General features: G+C 38.5%; 20 protein-coding genes and 1 tRNA gene. 19 read left to right on the top strand and 2 right to left on the bottom strand.

What is annotated here, in order from left to right:
* Positions 1–108 precede the first annotated feature (108 nt).
* The 15 genes from AC3B6B_RS08765 (at position 109) to AC3B6B_RS08835 (ending at position 16,423) form a co-directional block, all read left to right on the top strand.
* Complete coding sequence (locus tag AC3B6B_RS08765; RefSeq protein WP_489758268.1) at positions 109–1,830, top strand: phospho-sugar mutase; 1,722 nt, start codon at positions 109–111, stop codon at positions 1,828–1,830.
* Positions 1,831–2,053: 223 nt separating this feature from the next.
* Entirely contained in the window at positions 2,054–4,066 is a 2,013-nt protein-coding gene (uvrB, locus tag AC3B6B_RS08770) for an excinuclease ABC subunit UvrB (protein ID WP_489758269.1), read from the top strand.
* On the top strand, positions 4,066–6,912 hold the full coding sequence (uvrA, locus tag AC3B6B_RS08775; protein WP_489758270.1) for an excinuclease ABC subunit UvrA: 2,847 nt from the start codon (positions 4,066–4,068) through the stop codon (positions 6,910–6,912). Before uvrB ends, uvrA begins: the two co-directional genes overlap by 1 nt.
* A gap of 196 nt (positions 6,913–7,108) precedes the next feature.
* The gene (gene rapZ, locus AC3B6B_RS08780; RefSeq protein ID WP_489758271.1) at positions 7,109–8,005 is read left to right on the top strand and encodes an RNase adapter RapZ; all 897 of its coding nucleotides are present in this window, start codon (positions 7,109–7,111) and stop codon (positions 8,003–8,005) included.
* A complete protein-coding gene (locus AC3B6B_RS08785; RefSeq protein WP_489758272.1) occupies positions 8,002–9,030 on the top strand; it encodes a gluconeogenesis factor YvcK family protein in 1,029 nt (342 codons plus the stop codon). The genes rapZ and AC3B6B_RS08785 overlap by 4 nt, the downstream gene beginning before the upstream one ends.
* A gap of 36 nt (positions 9,031–9,066) precedes the next feature.
* Positions 9,067–10,017 (top strand): DNA-binding protein WhiA, encoded by a 951-nt coding sequence (whiA, locus tag AC3B6B_RS08790; protein WP_489758273.1) that lies wholly within the window; start codon positions 9,067–9,069, stop codon positions 10,015–10,017.
* Positions 10,018–10,029: 12 nt separating this feature from the next.
* Complete coding sequence (locus tag AC3B6B_RS08795; protein ID WP_489758274.1) at positions 10,030–10,710, top strand: SDR family oxidoreductase; 681 nt, start codon at positions 10,030–10,032, stop codon at positions 10,708–10,710.
* 278 nt (positions 10,711–10,988) lie between these two features.
* Positions 10,989–12,005 (top strand): hypothetical protein, encoded by a 1,017-nt coding sequence (locus AC3B6B_RS08800; protein WP_489758275.1) that lies wholly within the window; start codon positions 10,989–10,991, stop codon positions 12,003–12,005.
* A 160-nt stretch (positions 12,006–12,165) separates the two neighbouring features.
* A complete protein-coding gene (locus AC3B6B_RS08805) occupies positions 12,166–12,297 on the top strand; it encodes a bacteriocin (RefSeq protein WP_489758276.1) in 132 nt (43 codons plus the stop codon).
* Positions 12,298–12,684: 387 nt separating this feature from the next.
* On the top strand, positions 12,685–13,617 hold the full coding sequence (locus AC3B6B_RS08810; protein WP_489758277.1) for a sensor histidine kinase: 933 nt from the start codon (positions 12,685–12,687) through the stop codon (positions 13,615–13,617).
* A 2-nt stretch (positions 13,618–13,619) separates the two neighbouring features.
* Complete coding sequence (locus AC3B6B_RS08815; RefSeq protein ID WP_489758278.1) at positions 13,620–14,363, top strand: response regulator transcription factor; 744 nt, start codon at positions 13,620–13,622, stop codon at positions 14,361–14,363.
* A gap of 133 nt (positions 14,364–14,496) precedes the next feature.
* On the top strand, positions 14,497–14,850 hold the full coding sequence (locus AC3B6B_RS08820; RefSeq protein WP_489758279.1) for a YisL family protein: 354 nt from the start codon (positions 14,497–14,499) through the stop codon (positions 14,848–14,850).
* 19 nt (positions 14,851–14,869) lie between these two features.
* Positions 14,870–15,526: a CPBP family intramembrane glutamic endopeptidase gene (locus AC3B6B_RS08825; RefSeq protein ID WP_489758280.1), complete on the top strand. Its 657-nt coding sequence runs from the start codon at positions 14,870–14,872 to the stop codon at positions 15,524–15,526.
* A 10-nt stretch (positions 15,527–15,536) separates the two neighbouring features.
* Positions 15,537–15,839: a DUF4176 domain-containing protein gene (locus tag AC3B6B_RS08830; RefSeq protein WP_489758281.1), complete on the top strand. Its 303-nt coding sequence runs from the start codon at positions 15,537–15,539 to the stop codon at positions 15,837–15,839.
* A gap of 2 nt (positions 15,840–15,841) precedes the next feature.
* Complete coding sequence (locus AC3B6B_RS08835; protein WP_489758282.1) at positions 15,842–16,423, top strand: 5-formyltetrahydrofolate cyclo-ligase; 582 nt, start codon at positions 15,842–15,844, stop codon at positions 16,421–16,423.
* A gap of 50 nt (positions 16,424–16,473) precedes the next feature.
* Here the strand turns inward: AC3B6B_RS08835 and clpP are convergent, their stop codons facing one another.
* Positions 16,474–17,061, bottom strand: coding sequence for an ATP-dependent Clp endopeptidase proteolytic subunit ClpP (gene clpP, locus AC3B6B_RS08840; protein WP_489758283.1), 588 nt, complete (start codon positions 17,059–17,061; stop codon positions 16,474–16,476).
* 183 nt (positions 17,062–17,244) lie between these two features.
* Positions 17,245–17,799: an NADPH-dependent FMN reductase gene (locus AC3B6B_RS08845; RefSeq protein WP_489758284.1), complete on the bottom strand. Its 555-nt coding sequence runs from the start codon at positions 17,797–17,799 to the stop codon at positions 17,245–17,247.
* Positions 17,800–18,131: 332 nt separating this feature from the next.
* Here AC3B6B_RS08845 and AC3B6B_RS08850 point away from each other — a divergent pair.
* The 4 genes from AC3B6B_RS08850 (at position 18,132) to AC3B6B_RS08865 (ending at position 21,884) form a co-directional block, all read left to right on the top strand.
* Positions 18,132–18,203: transfer RNA gene (locus tag AC3B6B_RS08850), tRNA-Arg, on the top strand.
* Between the two features lie 152 nt (positions 18,204–18,355).
* Positions 18,356–19,438, top strand: a complete 1,083-nt coding sequence (locus tag AC3B6B_RS08855; protein ID WP_489758285.1) for a sugar-binding transcriptional regulator — start codon at positions 18,356–18,358, stop codon at positions 19,436–19,438.
* A 39-nt stretch (positions 19,439–19,477) separates the two neighbouring features.
* The gene (gene gap, locus AC3B6B_RS08860; protein WP_489758286.1) at positions 19,478–20,497 is read left to right on the top strand and encodes a type I glyceraldehyde-3-phosphate dehydrogenase; all 1,020 of its coding nucleotides are present in this window, start codon (positions 19,478–19,480) and stop codon (positions 20,495–20,497) included.
* A gap of 172 nt (positions 20,498–20,669) precedes the next feature.
* Positions 20,670–21,884: a phosphoglycerate kinase gene (locus AC3B6B_RS08865; RefSeq protein WP_489758287.1), complete on the top strand. Its 1,215-nt coding sequence runs from the start codon at positions 20,670–20,672 to the stop codon at positions 21,882–21,884.
* Position 21,885 lies beyond the last annotated feature (1 nt).

Below are 21,885 nucleotides of genomic sequence, written 5' to 3' on the forward strand. Positions count from 1 at the left end.
GTCGCGTTTTTTCATTCAGAATAATTAAGTTGTCGTAACCACTTTTCTTAGTAGAACGGTATAATGAAACAGGAAGCTTTAAATAACTAACAAGGTGGAGGCTGAACCATGAGTTGGCAAGATAATTATCAAGTATGGGCACAATATCCGCATTTGGATCCGACTTTACAACAACAATTAACGAAATTAGCAACAGATACGAAACAATTGGAAGCCGCTTTTTATGAACCATTAGAATTTGGAACGGCTGGCATGCGAGGGTTAATGGGCCCAGGCATTCATCGGATGAATTTATATACTGTTCGCCAAGCAGCAGAAGGTTTGGCCAAATTGATGGATACTTTGACACCACAAGAAAAAAACAAAGGCGTGGTCATTAGTTTTGACTCTCGGTACAATTCTCTTTTGTTTGCACAAGAATCGGCGCGGGTTTTAGGTCAACATCAAATCCCAGTTTACCTATTTGACAGTTTGCGACCGACACCGGAATTGTCATTTGCCGTCCGGCATTTGCAAACTTATGCAGGCATTATGATAACGGCCAGCCATAATCCGGCCCCTTATAATGGCTTTAAAATTTATGGTCCTGATGGTGGGCAAATGCCACCGAAAGAATCAGATTTGATTACCAAATATGTGCGCCAAGCAGCCGATTTATTTCAAATTGCTGTGGCGGACTTACATGAATTACGGCAGCAACATTTATTAACAATGATTGGCGAAGATGTGGATCAAGCTTATCTCAAAGCTATTCAAGCAGTTTCAATTGACCGCCAGTTACTGGCTGATTATTCGCAAATGAAATTTGTTTATACGCCATTGCATGGAACGGGTAAAATGTTGGCGGGTCGCGTTTTTGAACAAGCTGGACTGAAAAATATGCAGTTAGTGAGTGAACAGGCGATTTTAGATCCCGAATTTGCCACGGTTCAATTTCCAAATCCGGAATTCGCGGAAACATTTAATCTAGCGATTCGCGATGGTCAAAAGAGTGCGGCTGATGTTTTAATCGCAACAGATCCCGATGCCGACCGCCTAGGAGCAGCTGTCTTGCAACCAGATGGCAATTACCAATTAATGACGGGCAATCAAATTGCTTGTGTTTTGTTGGAATATATTTTAAAGACTAAGCAACGCTTGCATCAATTACCTAAGAATGCGGCAGTGGTTAAATCAATTGTCTCTACCGAATTAGCAACGAAAATTGCCAATCATTATCAAGTCCAAATGATTAACGTTTTGACCGGTTTTAAGTTTATTGCGGAGCAAATTCAACAATTTGAACAAACGGGGGAACATCAATTTTTATTTGGGTTTGAAGAAAGTTATGGTTACTTGATTCAACCATTTGTCCGGGATAAAGATGCGATTCAAGCTAGTTTATTATTAGCTGAAGTGGCCGCGTATTATAAGAGTCAGAATTTGACTTTGTATGATGGCCTACAACAAATCTACCAACAATACGGTTACTTTAAAGAACAAACGATTGCGAAGACGTTTGCTGGTGTCGACGGTGTACAGCAAATGCAGACTTTGATGCAACAATTTCGTCAGCAGGTGCCCCAAACCATTAATGGGACCGCTGTTGTTAGTGTCCAAGATTTTCAAAGTGGTCAACAAATAAATGCCGATGGAACTCAAGCAACGTTGAATCTGCCCCAGTCCAACGTCTTGAAATTTATCTTAGCAGATGAAACTTGGATTGCGGTGCGACCATCGGGCACAGAACCCAAGATTAAAAATTATGTGGGAGTTTGTGCCGATACCCAGGCCACGGCTGATGCTAAATTAGCTGCTTACGCTCAAGTGGTTAATGCGTGGTATGACTAAGTTTAAAACTTTTTGACTGCGGATTAGTTTAAGGTTATATGTTAATGGCGAAAATATGTTCGGAGTGGTATGATATGAACCACTAGGTTAAAAACTTTATGAAGAGTCAAATTACTAAAGTAAGTTTATCCTTTAGAATTTGGCTTTTTTGACTTTAAAGATTTAAAGTGAGTCGCACTTGAGACGAAAAGAATGCTCGTATTGATGTTAAGGAGGACTCAGAGTGATTGATCGGATAACAGATAATCAATTTGAATTAGTTTCTAAGTATCAGCCGGCAGGTGATCAACAACAAGCTATTGATCAATTAGTAACAGATTTTCAAAAGGGTAATCGTACGCAGGTGTTAAAAGGAGCTACCGGAACTGGAAAAACTTTTACCATGGCCAATGTTATTCAAAAATTGAACAAACCGACGCTCGTGATTTCCCATAATAAAACGCTGGCTGGTCAGTTGTATGGTGAATTTAAGGAATTCTTTCCTCATAATGCGGTGGAATACTTTGTGAGTTATTATGACTATTATCAGCCAGAAGCTTATGTGCCTTCTAGTGATACCTATATTGAAAAAGACTCCAGTATTAATGATGAAATTGATAAATTACGTCATGCGGCGACTTCGGCATTACTAGAACGTAATGATGTGATTGTGGTTGCTTCCGTTTCGTGTATCTTTGGTTTAGGTGATCCGCGGGAATATCAACAAAGTGTCATTTCCTTGCGGTCGGGGCAAGAGATTAGTCGCGATGAATTACTCAAGAACTTAATTAATAATCAATTTGAACGTAATGATATTGACTTTCAGCGGGGCCGTTTTCGGGTACGCGGTGATGTGGTCGATATTTTTCCAGCGTCACGCGATGATCATTCTTTACGCATTGAATTTTTTGGCGATGAAATTGACCGGATTTTAGAAATGGATCCATTAACTGGGGAATTAATTGGCGAACGTCCGCAGGTTTCGATCTTTCCGGCAACGCATTTTATGACTAATGAAACACAAATGCAGGCCGCTTTAGAACGCATCTCTTTGGAATTGGACCAACGTTTAAAAGAATTAAAACAGGCTGGTAAATTGCTGGAAGCCCAACGCTTGGAGCAGCGTACTAATTATGATATTGAAATGATGCGAGAAATGGGATATACGTCAGGCATTGAAAATTATTCGCGACACATGGAAGGGCGTAGCGAAGGCGAACCGCCGTTTACATTACTTGACTTTTTTCCCGATGATTTTAACATTATGATTGATGAATCTCATGTGACGATGCCGCAAATTCGTGGTATGTATAATGGTGATCGCGCCCGTAAGCAGATGCTGGTTGATTATGGCTTTCGCTTGCCAAGTGCTTTGGATAACCGCCCGTTAACTTTAGCGGAATTTGAACAGCATGTTAATCAGATTTTGTACGTTTCTGCAACGCCGGGGCCTTACGAAATGGAACAAACTAACGAAGTGGTGGAACAAGTAATTCGTCCGACTGGTTTGTTAGATCCTGAAATTGAAGTACGGTCGATTATGGGCCAAATTGATGACTTAGTAGGGGAAATTAATCAGCGTATTGAGCAACACGAACGGACGTTAGTGACGACTTTAACTAAAAAAATGGCTGAAGATTTAACCGACTATTTAAAAGATTTGGGCATTAAAGTGGCCTATTTGCACAGTGATATTAAAACTTTGGAACGCACGGAAATTATTCGGGATCTGCGGTTAGGCAAATACGATGTATTGATTGGCATTAATTTATTACGTGAAGGCATTGATGTACCAGAAGTGTCCTTAATTGCAATTTTGGATGCCGATAAAGAAGGTTTCTTACGTTCCGAACGGCCGTTAATTCAAACTATTGGGCGGGCTGCACGGAACGTTCATGGTCATGTCATTATGTACGCTGATCATATCACCGATTCGATGAAAGTAGCGATTGAAGAAACTAAACGGCGGCGGCAAATTCAGCAACATTTCAATGAAGTCCATCATATTCAACCGCAAACAATTCAAAAGCCAATTCGCGCAGCGATTACGGCCTTAAAGACTGTTGATAATAGTAGCAGTCAAGAACAAGCAATTACGCAAGATCCGTTTGATTTTAATAATATGACCAAAAAGGATCAGACAGAACTGTTGACGCAATTGACTGATCAAATGAACCAAGCTGCCAAAAAATTAGACTTTGAACAAGCAGCCAATTTACGCGATACAATTTTAGAATTGAAAGCAGAGATTGATTAATGGTAAACGAAAATATTGTCATTCACGGTGCCCGTTCGCACAATTTAAAAAATGTCGACGTCACAATTCCACGCAATAAACTAGTGGTCATGACCGGTTTATCCGGTTCTGGTAAAAGTTCTTTAGCCTTTGATACTTTGTATGCTGAAGGACAAAGACGGTATGTACAAAGTTTATCTTCTTATGCCCGCCAATTTTTAGGACAAATGGATAAACCGGATGTGGATTCAATTGATGGCTTAAGTCCCGCCATTTCTATTGATCAAAAAACAACATCCAAAAATCCGCGTTCTACCGTCGGCACTGTCACTGAAATTAACGATTATTTACGATTATTATGGGCGCGTGTTGGGACTCCGATTTGTCCGAATGATGGAACACCAATTACAAGTCAATCAGTGGAACAAATGGTTGACCGGTTATTACAATTACCCGAACGTACCAAGGTGCAAATTTTGGCGCCAGTTATTCGTGCCAAAAAAGGCCAGCATAAAAAAGTTTTGGCCAAAATTGCAAAGCAAGGTTATGTCCGTGTCTTAATTGACGGTGAGCAGCATGAAGTTAATGAACAGCTAGAGCTCAACAAAAATCAAAAACACGATATTTCTGTTGTGGTGGATCGGGTAGTTATCAAAGAACAGATTCGTTCGCGGCTGTTTGATTCGATTGAATCGGCCTTACGGTTATCCGATGGTTATATGACCGCCGATGTGATTGGTCAAAAGGCGTTAGTGTTTTCAGAGCACTATGCCTGTCCTTTATGTGGTTTTGGCGTTGGCGAGTTGGAACCGCGCTTATTCTCATTTAACGCTCCGTTTGGTGCTTGTCCGGAATGTGATGGTTTGGGGATGAAACTAGAAGTTGATCCCCAATTGGTGGTTCCTGATCCTGATTTGACGATTGCACAAGGGGCAATTGTTCCTTGGAGTCCAGAGCATTCTCAATATTATCCACAGGTATTGGAACAAGTTTGTGAGCAGTTGCAAATTCCTCAAGATGTGGCTTTTGCCAAATTATCACCTGCACAACAACAAACCGTTTTATATGGTAATGATCAACAAGAAATTCATTTACACTTTGATAATGATTTTGGCAGTGTCCGTGATGTTGATACCTATTTTGAGGGGGTCATTCCTAATATTAAACACCGGTATGAAAAACCTTCCAGTGCTTTTATGCGGGAAGTGATGCGGAAATATTTTACAGAGTTACAATGTCCGCTTTGTCATGGGCAACGGTTAAATCAAAAAGCCCTTTGCGTTCAAGTCAATGGTCAAAATATTGCCGCTGTGTCCGATTTAGCCATCAAACAAGTTTTGCCGTTCTTTCAAAGTGTTAAGCTGTCGCCACAAAACCAGGTGATTGCACAACCAATTTTAAAGGAAGTTATTGATCGCTTATCTTTCTTACAAAATGTCGGTTTGGACTATTTAACTTTATCACGAGCAGCGGGAACTTTATCTGGTGGTGAAGCTCAGCGGATTCGTTTAGCCACGCAAATTGGTTCCAACCTCTCCGGGGTTTTGTATATTTTAGATGAACCGTCTATTGGTTTACATCAACGGGATAACGAACGTTTAATTCGCTCCTTAAAAAAGATGCGTGATTTAGGCAATACGCTCATTGTGGTGGAACACGATGAAGATACGATGCGGCAAGCTGATTATTTGATTGATGTCGGTCCAGGCGCTGGTGCTGCTGGGGGCCAGATTGTGGCAGCAGGAACGCCGGCAGAGGTTCAGGCGAACCCGCAGTCGTTGACAGGACAGTATTTAGCTGGTAAAAAATATATTGCCTTACCAGCACAACGGCGCGCAGGTAATGGGCAATATATTGAAGTAACTGGTGCGGCGGAAAATAATTTAAAAAAGATTGATGTACAATTTCCGCTAGGCAAATTTATTGCGGTGACTGGTGTTTCGGGTTCCGGCAAGTCATCATTAGTTAATACGATTTTACAACGCTCTTTAGCTCAAAAAATCAATCATAATTCGCAACGCGCCGGTCAATATCAAAGTATTACGGGTTATCAACATCTAAAATCTTTAATTAATATTGATCAAAGCCCGATTGGTCGCACTCCCCGGAGTAATCCTGCAACGTACACAGGGGTCTTTGATGATATTCGGGGCTTGTTTGCGCAAACTAACGAAGCCAAAGTGCGGGGTTATACAAAGGGCCGGTTTTCTTTTAATGTCAAAGGTGGTCGGTGTGAAGCCTGCAAAGGTGATGGCATTATTAAGATTGAAATGAATTTCCTACCAGATGTTTATGTTCCTTGTGAAGTTTGCCATGGAACCCGTTATAATTCAGAAACCTTGGAGGTAACTTATAAAGGCAAGACGATTGCCGACGTGTTGAAAATGACGGTAATGCAAGCTTTAGAATTCTTTGATCATTTACCAAAGATTAAACGGAAGTTACAGACTATTGTTGATGTGGGACTAGGCTATGTCCAATTGGGCCAATCAGCAACAACTTTGTCTGGTGGTGAAGCTCAACGGATGAAACTAGCTTCTGAACTATACAAGAAAGTCGATGGGCAAAACTTTTATATCTTAGATGAGCCGACAACTGGGTTGCACGTTGATGATGTCAAACGACTTTTGGCGGTTTTACAACGCTTGGTGGATCAAGGAAATACCGTTTTAGTGATTGAACATAATCTGGATGTCATCAAATCGGCAGATTGGTTAATTGATTTAGGACCTGAAGGCGGTGACTTGGGTGGTCAAGTTGTGGCCACAGGAACCCCAGAAGAAGTAGCTGCTAATCCGCACTCATATACTGGGCATTATTTGCAACCTGTGTTAGAACAAACACCACGGGCAAAAGACTTGGATTAATATCCAAGTTTTTTTAATACTACGGGCTAATTATTTAATCGATAAGAATTGTTAATTGATAAAATAATCTCTATAATAAGTTTGTTAATTTCAGTAAGAGTAGTTGAAGTTTAAATTTGCTAGGACCTGTCAGTAAAAATTTTGCTGTCAGGATAGATACTGCAACTTAGTGGCGAGTAAAGGAGCGGATGACTGAGTGACTGAGCAACAAAAAAAGACGGATTTAGTAATTATTTCCGGAATGAGCGGTGCTGGTAAGACAGTAGCGGTTCAGGCTTTTGAAGATATGGGTTATTTTTGCATTGATAATTTACCACCAGCTTTATTAGGTAAATTTATTCAGCTAGTTCAAGAAGCAGGTAATATGAACAAAATTGCTGTAGTCATTGATTTACGGTCACAGGTTTTTTATGATCAGCTTTTGAGTAGTTTAACGGGACTAGAAGATTACTCAACGATTCAAACAAAAATTTTATTTTTAGATGCGACTAATGAAGAGTTAGTGGCACGTTACAAAGAAACTCGACGCTCACATCCATTGGCTATGGAAGGACGCTTGATTAATGGCATTGTCAAAGAACGCCGTTTATTAAAGCCACTATACCAACGAGCGGCTTTAATCGTTGATACCACTAATTTAACACCGCGCCAATTACGCGCCGAAATTTTTCATCAATTTGATCAACAACAAGTAACGCCGTTTCATATTGTGGTCATGTCCTTTGGCTTTAAGTATGGTGTGCCTATTGATGCAGATGATATGATGGATGTGCGCTTTTTACCCAATCCGTATTATGATCCAGTGATGCGGCAACAAACGGGGCTTCAAAAAAATGTTGCGGCTTATGTTTTTAGCCAAACCGCAGCACAGCAATTTTATCAACAATATTTTACTTTAATGAAAACGATCATTCCGCAATATCAACAAGAAGGCAAAACAATGTTGACAATTGCCATTGGTTGTACTGGTGGCCAGCACCGTTCGGTCGCCATCGCTCAACGATTAGGAGAAGATTTACAACAATTAAATTATGATGTCAAAATTGATCATCGAGATATCAATCGACATAAGGAGTCGGTGAATCGTTCATGAGAGATACTACGAAGACTATCAAGGTTATTAAAGGGCGGAAGCCTAAAATCACGGTAATTGGTGGTGGAACAGGCTTACCTGTTATCCTACACAGTTTACAGCAATTAAATGCTGACATCACAGCCGTAGTGACTGTAGCAGATAATGGTGGCTCCTCCGGAGCTATTCGTAATTATATTAATGTGGTTCCCCCAGGAGATATTCGTAATGTGTTAGTTTCTTTGTCTAATTGGGAGCAATTACCGTTAGACGTTTTTCAATATCGCTTTAATAGTGATGATTCTTTTTTGGCGGGGCATGCGATTGGCAATTTGGTGATTGCGGCTTTATCAGAAATGTATCAAAATGATATTTTTGATGCAGTGCAACAGTTGGCCAAAATGATGGAGGTGGAAGGACACGTCTTTCCAGTATCTAATTCACCACTGACTTTGCATGCTGAATTTACAGATGGTACGCAATTAGCTGGTGAACACGAAATTACTTACGCAGGTAAAAATATTCAACGCGTCTGGGTGAGTGATACCAATAATCCCAAGCAAAAGCCCGCGGCAGTTTTGCCGGTCTTAGCAGCTATTATGCAGGCCGATGTGATTGTGTTAGGACCGGGAAGTTTATTTACGAGTATTTTACCGAATTTAATGATTAGTAATGTGCAGCAGGCTTTGCAACAAACTTCAGCAGAAGTGGTTTATATTTGTAATATTATGACGCAGATTGGCGAAACTGTTAATTTTACAGATGCAGATCATGTTCGGGTGTTGAATCGTCATTTGGGCGGGCACTATATTAACACCGTGTTAGTTAATGGTAAGCCAGTTCCGAGTGATTATATGGATCATGAAAAATACAATGAATATTTGGCGCAAGTTAAGTCGGATTTTGCAGGCTTACGGCAACAAGGCTGTCGTGTCATTACGGATGATTATTTATCGTTGCATGATGGCGGTGCCTTTCATGATGGTGATAAAGTGGCGCGAGAATTGTTAAACTTGGCTTTTCAAGCGGGCACTAGAAAACAATAAAAATGAGTTTTGTATGTAAAAAAGGTGGTATGTCTGATGGCTTCTTATGCCAGCACTGTCAAAAAAGAATTAACTAGTCTAGAAGTTCATCCAGAGCATGCGCGGGCCGAATTATCGGCTTTAATTCGAATGAATGGCAGTTTATCGTTAGTTGATCATCATTTTATTTTGGATGTTCAAACAGAAAATCCCGCGATTGCGCGGCGGATTTACGCGTTATTGCAACAGTTGTATACCGTGGAGGCGGATCTAGTGGTTCGTCGCAAAATGAAATTGAAAAAGAATAATCAGTATATTGTACGCTTGCGCCGGCAGGTGCAGCCTATTTTAGCCGATTTACGTATTGTAGAAGTTAATGGCTTTCAAATTCGGACTGATATCCCAGCAGATGTGCTGAATTCCAAACAACGCGCGCGGTCTTATTTGCGGGGGGCCTTTTTAGCTGGGGGAAGTGTCAATAATCCGGAAACTTCTAGTTATCATTTAGAAATTTATTCCTTATATGAAGATCAGAATCAGGGGATTTTGCAATTGATGAATCAATTTAACTTGCATGCGCGGGCGACGGCTCGGCGCAGTGGTTATATTGTTTACCTGAAAGAAGCCGAAAAAATTTCGGACTTTTTACGGGTGATTGGCGCCACGTCAGCAATGTTAAAGTTTGAAGATATTCGCATTGTGCGCGATATGCGGAACTCAGTTAATCGTTTAGTCAACTGTGAAAATGCCAATATTAATAAGACGATTAAGGCGGCGAGTCAGCAAGTTGAAAATATTAAATTTTGGCAAGATAATTTTGGCTTAGAAACGTTACCCCCGAAGCTTAAGGAAATTGCGGAATTACGTTTAGCTAACCCAGAGATGTCTCTAACCGAATTAGGACAGCTAGTACCCAGTGGCTCAATTTCTAAGTCCGGAATTAATCACCGCTTACGCAAACTTAATGATTTGATTAAAAGTAAAAGAACTGCTGGATTAGAAGTTTAAGGAGATAAATTAATGCGTGTTTTAGTGGTAGGAGCTCATGGTCAAATTGGACGATTAGTAGTTCAACAATTACAGTCAGAACCACAAATTCAGGTTGTGGCAGGTTTAAGACAGTCTGCGCAAATCGCTGCTTATCAGGCTCAAGGTGTGGCTACGCAATTCATTGATTTGGCCGGTGAGTTAAATCAATTGGTGCAAGCAACCCACAATATTGATGCAGTGGTGTTTGCCGCGGGTTCTGGTGGCAAAACTGGGGCGGATCAAACCATGATGATTGACTTAGATGGGGCGATTAAAATGATTCAAGCTGCTCAGTTAGCGCAGGCCAAACGTTTCGTGATGGTTAGTGCTCTCCAAGCTGACAATCGTGGATTATGGTCTTATCAACGGCAGGCGTTATCAACGGGAAATTATTATTACGCTGCTAAATATTATGCTGATCAATGGCTACTGCACAGCGGCTTGGATTATACGATTATTCGCCCGGCAGTTTTAACTAATGCTGTTGGGCAAGGACGTATCCAACTAGCACCACGGTTGAGTTTACAAACTGATGCGGGCTTGCGCTCTATTGCCCGCGCTGATGTAGCGGCAACCATTGTGGCTTGTTTAAAAAATCCGCTCACGATTAAGCAAGCATTTGACCTCAGTAGTGGGGAACAACCAATTGAGCAAGCAATCGCCAGTTTTTAAGCAAAATTATTAATTGAAAAATTACAGCTAGGATCAAAGTTGTCTAACCATTAGACACTAGAGGTCCTAGCTTTTTTAGTAATTTAAGCAGTAATTGTGCCAAAAAATATTGCGAAAAGGTTTGAAATTGATTAAGTGTCAGTTTATTTTATGGTTCAATTAAAAATATTTTGTATTTTAAGTAATACTTTCGTTTTTGAATTTGTTCACATATGTTATTATTAAACTAAAATAAAGTTTTTGTGTATTTTTTAATTAATGAATTGAAGGGATAATTTTTGAAAAAAGACAAATTAATTTATTTAATTCAAGCAGAAATCAGTAGCCTTAACCAAAGTATCAATGAAAATAATCTATCAACTATTGTGGTGCGGATGCAGGAACAATTAAATATTTTATCAGCCATTGATAAAGCTACTTTTTTGGATGCTGACGTGCCTCTATCGGCACGGGATTTGCCAGCAGAATTATCAGCTGGCGGTCCTAAAGCACAGGAGGTAACGGGATATTTTAAACAATTATTACGCGGAGGAATGCTTGATCTAACTCAACCTGTTCCAGTTCCGGAAGCAGTTGTCCGACAATTAAATTTACGTTCAGGAGATCTTGTCCGCGCCACTTTGACATCAGAAACTGTTAATGTGCAAAACACTTTAGAATCACCATATCAGTTTGAAGTTTTGGATCGTAGTCGTGAAGTCGAGTTGGCTGTGCGAGAAGTTAAGTCGCAATTATTAGTGCAACAGCAATCTGATTCTGATCAATTGTATATTGAATTTAATGATGATTCTGGAACGCAAAAGATTATTTTATTAACTGATGAAGATATTGAACCTTTTCAATTGGCAGCAGGAGATGTGGTTGATTATGCCCACGAAATTAATAATCCAGCATCTGGCAAAATCATTTGGAAATATTCAAATACTGAAAATATCACTAGGCCCGTGCTCGAAGCGAACACTGCTAAACATAAACGGCGCAAGTTTAAGCCCCTTTTTAAGGGATTAAAGATTTTAACTATTGGTAGTAAATTGGCGGAAACGAAAGATACAATTACTTTAAGAGCTGGCGATTATCGCTCCTTAACTGGTCAGGAAGCACCGCAAGTTTTAGCAGAGCAGATTCAGGATGCAGATTTAATTGTGGTCTTTAATAAGAATCTTAGTTCCACTGAATTAAAAACTGTGCGGCAAATTTGTAAAGAATATCAGAAAGTGACGACTTATACCAAAGACTTAACCGGAACGCCCTTAGCCACCCGATTATCATTAATGAAAAAGCAGCTGAATAAATAAAGTTGAGATATTTTTTGGTTTTAAATAATTAAAATCTAATCAAATGATTATAAATAGATTAAAATGATTTTGATTATGGGCGAAAAGTAAGCGTTAATAAAATATTGCTGACTAATTTAATTCTTGGACTATAATATCAGTTATAAGGGAGGTATTTATTATGTTGAAGAATTTATCAGATACAGAATTACAAAAAGTTACCGGTGGTGCACAAGCTTCTACGTTTACAATGGCAAGTGAGCCTAAGCCTAGTATGGGTAGTTGGATTTGGCATTTAATTCATCATAAATAATGAATGTTAGTTGTTAGCTTATGGGCAGACTTTTTTAATAATTTTTTGATGGTTTATTGTACCTTAAATTTAAATCACTATTTTAAAAAAATATATTTTATAAAGTATTTATTCTTAGATATCTTCCTTTCTTTATTGTTAAGTTTTATGGGAAGTCTGATAGGAAATTTTTACTTTGTATTATGGGTAGTTAGTATTTTATTATTATCTTTTTTTAGCAAAAAAAGTCTGGATATTTACTATACAAAATGTTCAATTGAAATTTTCTGCATCATTTTGGTTATATTTATTGATGTATTGTCTTATTTCATTTTAAAGCCATTTAGATCATTCTTTTATAATAATGATTTGTTATCTATAGGTTTAGATTTTTTGATGCTGGTGTTATTGCTCATACTCATATTTATAGATTATAAATTAGGTTTTAAACTAGAAGAATTTTTAAAACTTATTAATGGTCTGAATTTATCCAAATACTTTTTTATCTTTGTTCTGACGCTTTTTGCCATTGTAGAGGTTATCTTAGTTACTACTGAGAGAATCAAGTCCACTTATACTGCATTATCATTAATTTTGTTATTATTTGTGGTCTTTGCGACATGGACAATAGTTTACGCTTGGCTATTTTTTAAGGCTTATGTAGCGCGGCAACAGGCCGAGCAGAGGGTTAGAGAAGATCGCCATCTGCGTGCTGATTTAGCTAGTATTGAACAGCAATATTCAGAGTTACGCAAATTTAAGCATGACTACCAAAATATGTTATTGGGTTTAGAAGGTTTTGTCAAAAATGGTAATAATCAACAATTAACTGATTATTATCAAGAACTACTAAAGCAACAACCGATTAAGCAAGATTTGAAGCAGATGACCATTGCGAATATTGATTATTTAAAAAATGATCCAATTCGTGGCTTAGTTATCCAAAAGTTTTTAACAGCTCAACATGTTGGCGTTCAATTACGGCTTGAATTAACTCAAGAAATTCGATTACAACAAGTTAATATTTTGACAGTTGTTAGAGTTCTGGGAATTTTATTAGATAATGCGATTGAACAAGCACAAAAAGAAAAAGATCAAGTGATTGGCTGTTCGTTTGTGGCATCTACTGGTCAAGTCGAGATTGTGGTTGATAATGCAGCATCGAATATTAAAAATGTGCATCAATTATTTGAACCCGGGTATACAACGAAAGCTGCTCATCAAGGTTTGGGATTAACTAATGTCCGGCAGTTAATTAGAGATGATGAACAACTTTGGTTAGATACGCAACTAGGTGAGAACCACTTATGTATTACATTAATAATTACAGAGGAGGGATAGTGATGCTCCCAGTATATTTGCTTGAAGATAATCAAGAACAGCAAATACAGTACGCTAAGATTATTCGTAGTGCAATTAGTGATAATCATATGGACATGGAGTTGATTTGTCAGACACTATCGCCACTGGAATTATTATCAATGGCTCAAGAAAGCGATAGCAATTACGGCTTATTTTTCTTAGATATGGAAATTAATAACAATACGCATGCTGGTCTGCAATTGGCGGTAGAAATTCGTCACTTATTACCACAAGCTAAGATTGTTTTTATTTCTATCCATGATGAATTAGCCGTGATGACTATTGAACGGCGAGTAGCACCATTAGATTTTATTGATAAAGATCATGGTTTGGATAGCGTTGAAACCAAAATACGCGAAGATTTACATTTAGCCATTTTGGACTATCAAGCGATAGAACAACCACAACAGCGAATGTTTTCTTACCGAATTGGTAGTCGTTATTTCACGGTTCCGTTAGATCAGGTATTATATCTGACGACGGCAGAAGTTGCTGCTGGTCATGTCTTGTTGCATACCAAAACGCGGGAAACTGAATTTTTAGGTAGTTTGAATAATTTGGCACATCGTTATCAAGAGCTGTTTCGGAGTGATAAGAGTTATTTAGTCAATTTGCAACAACCTTGTAAGTATGATAACAAAACTAAACAATTAAGGTTTCAAGATGGTAGTAGCGCATATGTTTCTTTGCGTCGGGCGCGAGAATTGATTAAATATTTGCGTTAATTAGTGAAGAATTGCAGTAATAAAAAATGTTCGTGTAATCTGTTAAGATTTGCGAACATTTTTTGTGTAATTATTGCTTAATTACAATGATCTACTAAAATAAAAGTTATTAAATTGGAAAGGGTGAAGTTAGATGTTCTGGCCTTGGTTACATTTAATTGTCGTACTAATTTTAATAATTGCAGTCATTAGTGGTTTACGAAAAAATGGGCAACATCCCAAATTATGGGCAATGATTGCGCGGCTAGGTTATTTAGTATTGTTAATCAGTGGAGTAGTCATGTTACCTTATCCGTGGCATGAACATCCATTATTAACAATTATCAAACTTTTGGCAGCGTTGGTCTTAATCGGAATTATTGAAATGGCTTTTGCGAAAAAGCAGCAACATAAATTAACTAGTAACTGGTTATGGCTGATGCTATTGGGAGCTGTCATTGTCATTACCTTAGGCTTTTGGCTCACTAGTGGTTTTCCATTATTTTAAAAAGTGAGGATTATTTTGTATGAAAGTAACTAGAAGTAGCCAACGAAATGTACGGCACATTGCAGTTTTAGTTGGTTATTTTTTATTGTATTCGTTGGCGCAAACGCCTATTGCTATCCCCTTATTGCAACGACAAGTGTCAAGCTTAGAATTGATCCTACTGCTTGTCTTATTGTTCATCTTGATGGGAGCATTGATTGCTGCATTGTGGAATAAATACCGCCACTTACCAGCTTTGCGAACAACTTGGCCACCTGTCAAACATGCGGGGCTTACTTTTGTCGGCTTATTTATTATAATGTTCTTGATTGGTCTTTTAAGTAATTTGTTTCCGACCTCTGCTAATCAACAAGAACTGGATTTATTGGCTAAAAAATCGCCAATTATGTTGAACTTGTTTACGATTATTTTTGGTCCCATTATCGAAGAATTCATTTTTCGTGGATTATTTTTTAAATATTTTTTTCCAAAGTTAAAAAATAATGGACAAACGGTCTTAGCAATTGTTTTGTCAGGTGCAATCTTTGGGGTGATGCATGCTCCGGCTTTTAGTTTAGTAGTCATTCCCTATATTTTAGCTGGTTGTTTGTTAGCGACCACGTATGTTTTGTATCAAGGCGATATGCGCTATAACATTGCTCTACATTTTTTGAATAATTTAATTGCATCATTGTAAGGAGAATCGTATGAAAATTTTACCAATTGGCTCAGTAGTAACCTTAAAGGGTGATCAGGAAACGCCCTTAATGATCGTGAACCGTGCAGCACTGTTTGAAGAAAAGAAAAATCAAATTGGTTATTTTGATTATTCGGGTGTTTTGTATCCCAATGGTGTCGATGAAACCGAAGATTTTTGCTTTTTTAATCAAGAAGATATCAAAGAGGTACTTTTTGAAGGGTATCGTAACCAAGAGGAACAAGAATTTGTTCAGCAGTACGATCAATTGGTGGCGCAAAGTGGCTATCCTAAGTTAAAGAGTACGTTATAGTTATGACGGCAATTGAGCAGCAGAAGGCGCAGTTACGTCAAGAACTTTTAAAACGGCGGTCGCAGCTATCACCGAGCTATCGAAAACAAGCAACCAAAGCTATCACGAACTTGTTAATTAATTTGCCACAGTTTCAAATGAGTCATACAATTTTTACTTATTGGTCCGTGGGTTCAGAATTGGCGACGCAGCCTTTGGTTAAGGTGGCGCAAAGTGAGCAGAAGGTGATAGCCTTACCGCGAGTTTATGCACAACATCAGATACAAGCGCAACTGTTTCAAGGACAACAAGCACTACAAAAAAGTTTTTTAGGAGTTTTAGAGCCACCAATCACAGCGCCTATTATTGCTCCAGCAGAATTAGATTTAGTGATTGTACCGTGTTTAACTTGCTCCTTAGCGGGCAAACGTTTGGGTTATGGTGGCGGTTATTATGATCGTTATTTACAACAACAGTCGTTAACAGCAACGACAGTGGCATTATGCTTTGCGCAGTTGCAAAGCGCACAAGTACCAGTAACGCCGCTAGATTATCCTGTTGATTTTGTGATTACTGAACAAGGTGTTAGTAAAGTGATTGAATAAAAAAAACACGGCCATCAGGTCGTGTTTTTTATAATGATTAATTTGCCCAATTATTTATTTGAATTGTTAGTCATAATATCATCAATCAAACCATAATCTTTAGCTTCTTGAGCGGTTAAATAGTTATCACGTTCAGTATCGCGTTCAATGGTTTCGATATCTTGGCCAGAATTATCTGCTAAGATTTTATTTAAACGTTTGCGGGTTTTTAAAATCTCTTCAGCCACAATTTCAATTTCGGTTTGTTGACCTTGAGCGCCGCCAGAAGGTTGGTGAATTAAGACCGTGGAGTTTGGTAAAGCAAAGCGTTTGCCCTTAGCACCAGAAGATAATAAGACACTAGCCATTGAAGCAGCCATTCCCATAGCAATGGTTTGCACATCGGCTTTGACAAAATTCATAGTATCCATAATTGCTAAGCCGGCGGTTACAGAGCCACCAGGAGAGTTGATGTACATATAAATATCTTTTTCAGAATCTTGAGCATCCAAGAATAACAGTTGGGCAATGACCGTATTAGCTAAATCATCAGTAACTTCGCCCGATAACATAATGATGCGGTCTTTTAATAAACGAGAATAAATATCGTAGGCACGTTCACCACGTGAATTTTGTTCAATAACTGTAGGAACTAACATAAAAAAGCCTCCTATTGCTTATTAGCACTCTATACATTACTCTGCTAATTTATCATATATTTAAAAAAAGTCAACTCTCATGACTTCATTTTCAGATTGCTTAATAGTAATAAATTGATTATTAAAAAAAGGACTCTAAGAGTCCTTCATGTGCGAACTTGAAAAAAGTTCTGATTGAATATCTTAATACCGATTGATCAATTCAACAAATGCATCAACAATGGATTGTAAGAATTGCTTTGTATTGTCATTATTAACTTGACCATTGTCATCTAAGTAATTCATTACATTGCCTAGGTAAGCTTCAGGCTGTTGCAAAATTGGCATGTTTAAGAAGACTAATGATTGGCGTAAGTGGTGATTAGCACCAAAAGCACCAGGGGCACCAGGTGAAACACTAACAACTGCAGCAGGCTTCTTATCCCAAACGCTTTGTCCATAAGGACGAGAACCGACATCAAGGGCGTTCTTTAAAACAGCAGGCGTGCTGCGGTTATATTCTGGGGTAACGAATAAAATAGCATCCATGTCTTTAACATCATTACGGAAACGGCTGTAACTAGCTGGCTCTTCTAATTCACCATCTTCAAAATCTTGGTTGAAGATTGGCAAGTCACTGATATCGATTAATTGTGCATCGTAGCCTTCAGGAAACATTTCTTTCATTGCATTAGCGATTGCCTTGGAAAAAGATTGCTTACGTAAACTACCGACGATAACTCCAATTTTTTTAGTCATAATTTTTCCTCCCAAATTTTATTACAAGAACATAGTATACATAACATTATTGGAAAAGAAAGTTTTTTGCTTCAAGAAAAAGAACGATTAGATACCATTGCAAAGCTAAAAATACCGTCATTAATGGATTTGTCCACCATTTTTAGTACTTGAAATTTATTTTCCAAAATCACTTGAAACTAATCAATAGATTTAAGTAGTAAGCACCCAAAATGAAACTTATCATTTTACTATGAGGTAAGATCTGCAGTTAAAATGTTGAAAATAATTAATAAAAAATCTATTTAGGTATTGCCAAATGTTCTTTCGTCGTGTAATATATTTCATGTATTGCGCCGCTAGTGTAATGGATAGCACACAAGATTCCGGTTCTTGGGATCTGGGTTCGACTCCCAGGTGGCGCATGGTTGGTGGTTCGTTACAATTTTGTAATGAACCACTTTTTTTCTGTAAAAAAATAGTTTTGTTTATTGCAAATTAAAAATTAAGTTGTTATAATCTTGTTGTGAGTTGGAAATGATACTCACATATATTTTTTGATTGGATGGGTCTTAATATGCCACACAGGGACAAAATTAGTCCCGCGGCAAATGCATCGTCAGTCAACGATGAACTTGGTTGGATCGAAGCCATTGCACCAGATTTTTTAAGTACCTTGCGAAAGCGTTATCGAATTTTGCAGGAAATTCGCTGGATGCAACCAATTGGTCGGCGGATCTTGGCAAGTGAGTTGGATCTTTCAGAACGAGTTTTGCGGCGGGAAACAGATTTGTTTAAAACTAGTGGCTTAATTAGCTCCTCTAAATCAGGGATGATGTTAACCGAAAAAGGCGAAGAGATTGTTGCTCACCTCGATGTGGTTATTGGTAAGTTAAATGATACTTCCGTTATTGCAACGCGTTTAGCTTCCTTTTTAGGAATTGAACAAGTTATAATCATACCGGGTGATAGTGAACATCATCGACGGGTCTTGGAACTAATGGGTCAAGAGTTAAATCAGATGATGGATCATTTTTTGCCTAGCGGACGTTCAACCATCGCGGTAATGGGTGGTACAACAATGGCTGCTGTGGCGCAGGCATTGACTCCTAAGTTGTCACAGGAACGGAATTTATTGTTTGTACCTGCCCGTGGTGGTTTGGGAGAAGGAGTTTCAATTCAGGCCAACACGGTCTGTGCTGAAATGGCACATCATGCTAAGGGACATTATCGTGCACTCTATGTTCCTGAAGATATCAGTGCTAAAAGTGTGGCCCCTTTACTGGAAGAACCTGTAGTTAAGTCGGTTTTGGATTTGATTAACCAAAGCGATGTGGTAATTCACAGTATTGGTCGTGCCAAAACGATGGCCAATCGGCGCAACATGTCGTCGAAAGAAATTGAGTTATTGGAAAACAAACAAGCTGTTTCAGAAGCTTTTGGTGTTTTTCTGGATGCTCAAGGTAACGTCGTCTATAAGATACCGAAAATTGGTTTACAGGTTTCGGATCTAATTAATGTTTCACATGTGCTAGCAATTGCTGGTGGTGCTAGTAAAGCTGCTGCAATTTGCTCATATATGAAAATTGCTCCTCAGCAGACGGTTTTAATTACTGATGAGGCAGCCTCAGAAGCGATTTTAAGGGATAAAAACCTTTAAAATAAAATATTTTATTTTTCCTGAAGGAGGAAATCTTACATGACTACAAAAGTAGGTATTAATGGTTTCGGACGCATTGGACGTTTAGCTTTACGTCGTATTTATGAAGTTGCAAATGATGACTTGGAAGTTGTTGCAATTAACGACTTGACATCACCAGATATGTTGGCTCATTTATTAAAGTATGATACAGCTCATGGTAACTTCAAACATGAAGTTTCAGCTACTGATGATGCAATCGTAATCGATGGTAAGAAGATTCCTGTTTACGCAGAATCAGATGCCCGCAACATTCCTTGGGTTAAGAATGACGGCGTTGAATTAGTACTTGAAAGTACTGGTTTCTACACATCAAAAGAAAAGTCACAAGCTCATATTGATGCCGGTGCTAAGAAAGTTTTGATTTCTGCTCCTGCTGGTGATTTAAAGACTGTTGTTTATGGTGTAAATGACGACACAATCACTAAAGATGATCAAATTATTTCTGCTGCTTCATGTACTACAAACTGCTTGGCACCACTTGCTAAAGCAATGAACGATGCTTTTGGTATCCAAACTGGTACAATGACAACAATCCATGCTTACACAGCTACTCAAAAGTTACAAGATGGTCCTGATCGTGGTGGTAACAAGCGTAATGCCCGTGCTGCTGCTCAAAACATCATTACTCACTCAACAGGTGCTGCTAAAGCTATTGGTTTAGTTATTCCTGAATTAAAGGGTAAGCTTGATGGCCATGCACAACGTGTGCCAGTTATTACAGGTTCTTTAACTGAATTAGTTGCTATCTTGGATAAGAAAGTTACAGCTGATGAAATTAATGATGCTATGAAGAAAGCTACTGATGGTAACGAATCATTTGGTTACAATGGTGACGAAATTGTTTCTTCCGATATCATTGGTACAGAATTTGGTTCTGTCTTTGACCCAACTCAAACACAAGTTGTTGAAGGTTCAAACGGCGAACAAATCGTTAAGACTGTTGCTTGGTACGATAATGAATCAGGCTTTACAGCTCAAATGATCCGTACTTTGCAAAAATTTGCAAGTATGTTGTAATACCTTAGCTCATAGTAGATGAATTACTGAAGAAGGCGGAGGGAGGATTTCTCCTTCTGCCTTTTTTGATTGAAATGATGCAATCGTAATTAAAAATATAATTTGAGATAAAATCCTTAATAGTTTGAATTGTTGAAGAGAGCATTTTTCTAAGTAAATTAGGAGGCCAATTATGGCAAAATTAATTGTTTCTGATGTTGATGTCAAAGACAAAAAGGTCTTAATGCGGGCAGATTTTAATGTTCCGTTAAAAGACGGTAAAATTACTAATGATAACCGGATTGTGGCAGCTTTGCCAACAATCAAGTATATCTTAGACAATGGTGGTAAGTTGATTCTATTGTCTCACTTAGGTCGTATTAAGAGTGACGCTGATAAAAAAGAATTAAGCTTACGTCCAGTTGCCGAACGTTTAAGCGAATTATTAAAGAAAGATGTCAAGTTTGTTCCTGAAAACGAAGGTCAAGCTGTTGAAGATGCTATTGCTGCAATGCAAGATGGCGATGTAATCTTGCTAGAAAACACACGTTTCCAAGACATTGATAATGATTTTGGCAAGCGTGAAAGCAAGAATGATCCTAAGTTAGGTGAATATTGGGCTTCTTTGGGCGATGTATTTGTTAACGACGCTTTTGGTACAGCTCACCGTTCGCATGCTTCTAACGTCGGGATTGCTACTGCTATGAAAGCAGCCAACAAACCGGTTGCTGCTGGTTTCTTGATGGAAAAGGAAATTAAGTTCTTAGGTAATGCCGTAGAAAATCCAGTTCATCCATTTGTGACAATTTTGGGTGGTGCTAAGGTTTCTGATAAAATTGCTGTGATCGAAAACTTAATTCCAAAATCCGACCATATTATTGTTGGCGGTGGCATGGCTTATACTTTCTTAGCTGCTCAGGGTCATAAAATTGGTAAGTCATTATTTGAAGAAGACCGTGTGCCAATGGCTAAAGAATTATTAGCTAAAGCTGGCGATAAGATTGTCTTGCCAGTTGACCATGTTGTTGCTACTGAATTTTCTAATGAGGCACCGCATGAAGTTACTGAAGGTGTCGATATTCCCGATGATATGATGGCTTTGGATATTGGTCCGAAGACTATTAAGTTATTTGAAGATACTTTAAAAGGTGCTAAGACTGTGGTTTGGAATGGACCAATGGGTGCTTTTGAAATGAGTAACTTTGCTAATGGTACTCTGCAAATTGGTCGGGCTTTAGGCGACTTGCAAGATGCTACAACAATCGTTGGTGGGGGCGATTCAACTGCTGCTGCCCAACAATTAGGAATTGCTGATAAGTTAAGCCATATTTCTACTGGTGGTGGTGCTTCCTTGGAATACTTGGAAGGTAAAGAATTACCAGGTATTGCTGCTATTTCTGATAAATAAT

The sequence above is a fragment of the Bombilactobacillus sp. ESL1197 genome (assembly GCF_058107145.1).

Coding starts and splice junctions, on each gene's coding strand:
- AC3B6B_RS08765 (WP_489758268.1), top strand. CDS start 109: ATGAGTTGGCAAGATAATTATCAAGTATGGGCACAATATCCGCATTTG.
- uvrA (WP_489758270.1), top strand. CDS start 4,066: ATGGTAAACGAAAATATTGTCATTCACGGTGCCCGTTCGCACAATTTA.
- AC3B6B_RS08785 (WP_489758272.1), top strand. CDS start 8,002: ATGAGAGATACTACGAAGACTATCAAGGTTATTAAAGGGCGGAAGCCT.
- whiA (WP_489758273.1), top strand. CDS start 9,067: ATGGCTTCTTATGCCAGCACTGTCAAAAAAGAATTAACTAGTCTAGAA.
- AC3B6B_RS08795 (WP_489758274.1), top strand. CDS start 10,030: ATGCGTGTTTTAGTGGTAGGAGCTCATGGTCAAATTGGACGATTAGTA.
- AC3B6B_RS08805 (WP_489758276.1), top strand. CDS start 12,166: ATGTTGAAGAATTTATCAGATACAGAATTACAAAAAGTTACCGGTGGT.
- AC3B6B_RS08815 (WP_489758278.1), top strand. CDS start 13,620: ATGCTCCCAGTATATTTGCTTGAAGATAATCAAGAACAGCAAATACAG.
- AC3B6B_RS08820 (WP_489758279.1), top strand. CDS start 14,497: ATGTTCTGGCCTTGGTTACATTTAATTGTCGTACTAATTTTAATAATT.
- AC3B6B_RS08825 (WP_489758280.1), top strand. CDS start 14,870: ATGAAAGTAACTAGAAGTAGCCAACGAAATGTACGGCACATTGCAGTT.
- AC3B6B_RS08830 (WP_489758281.1), top strand. CDS start 15,537: ATGAAAATTTTACCAATTGGCTCAGTAGTAACCTTAAAGGGTGATCAG.
- AC3B6B_RS08835 (WP_489758282.1), top strand. CDS start 15,842: ATGACGGCAATTGAGCAGCAGAAGGCGCAGTTACGTCAAGAACTTTTA.
- clpP (WP_489758283.1), bottom strand. CDS start 17,061: ATGTTAGTTCCTACAGTTATTGAACAAAATTCACGTGGTGAACGTGCC.
- AC3B6B_RS08845 (WP_489758284.1), bottom strand. CDS start 17,799: ATGACTAAAAAAATTGGAGTTATCGTCGGTAGTTTACGTAAGCAATCT.
- AC3B6B_RS08855 (WP_489758285.1), top strand. CDS start 18,356: ATGCCACACAGGGACAAAATTAGTCCCGCGGCAAATGCATCGTCAGTC.
- gap (WP_489758286.1), top strand. CDS start 19,478: ATGACTACAAAAGTAGGTATTAATGGTTTCGGACGCATTGGACGTTTA.
- AC3B6B_RS08865 (WP_489758287.1), top strand. CDS start 20,670: ATGGCAAAATTAATTGTTTCTGATGTTGATGTCAAAGACAAAAAGGTC.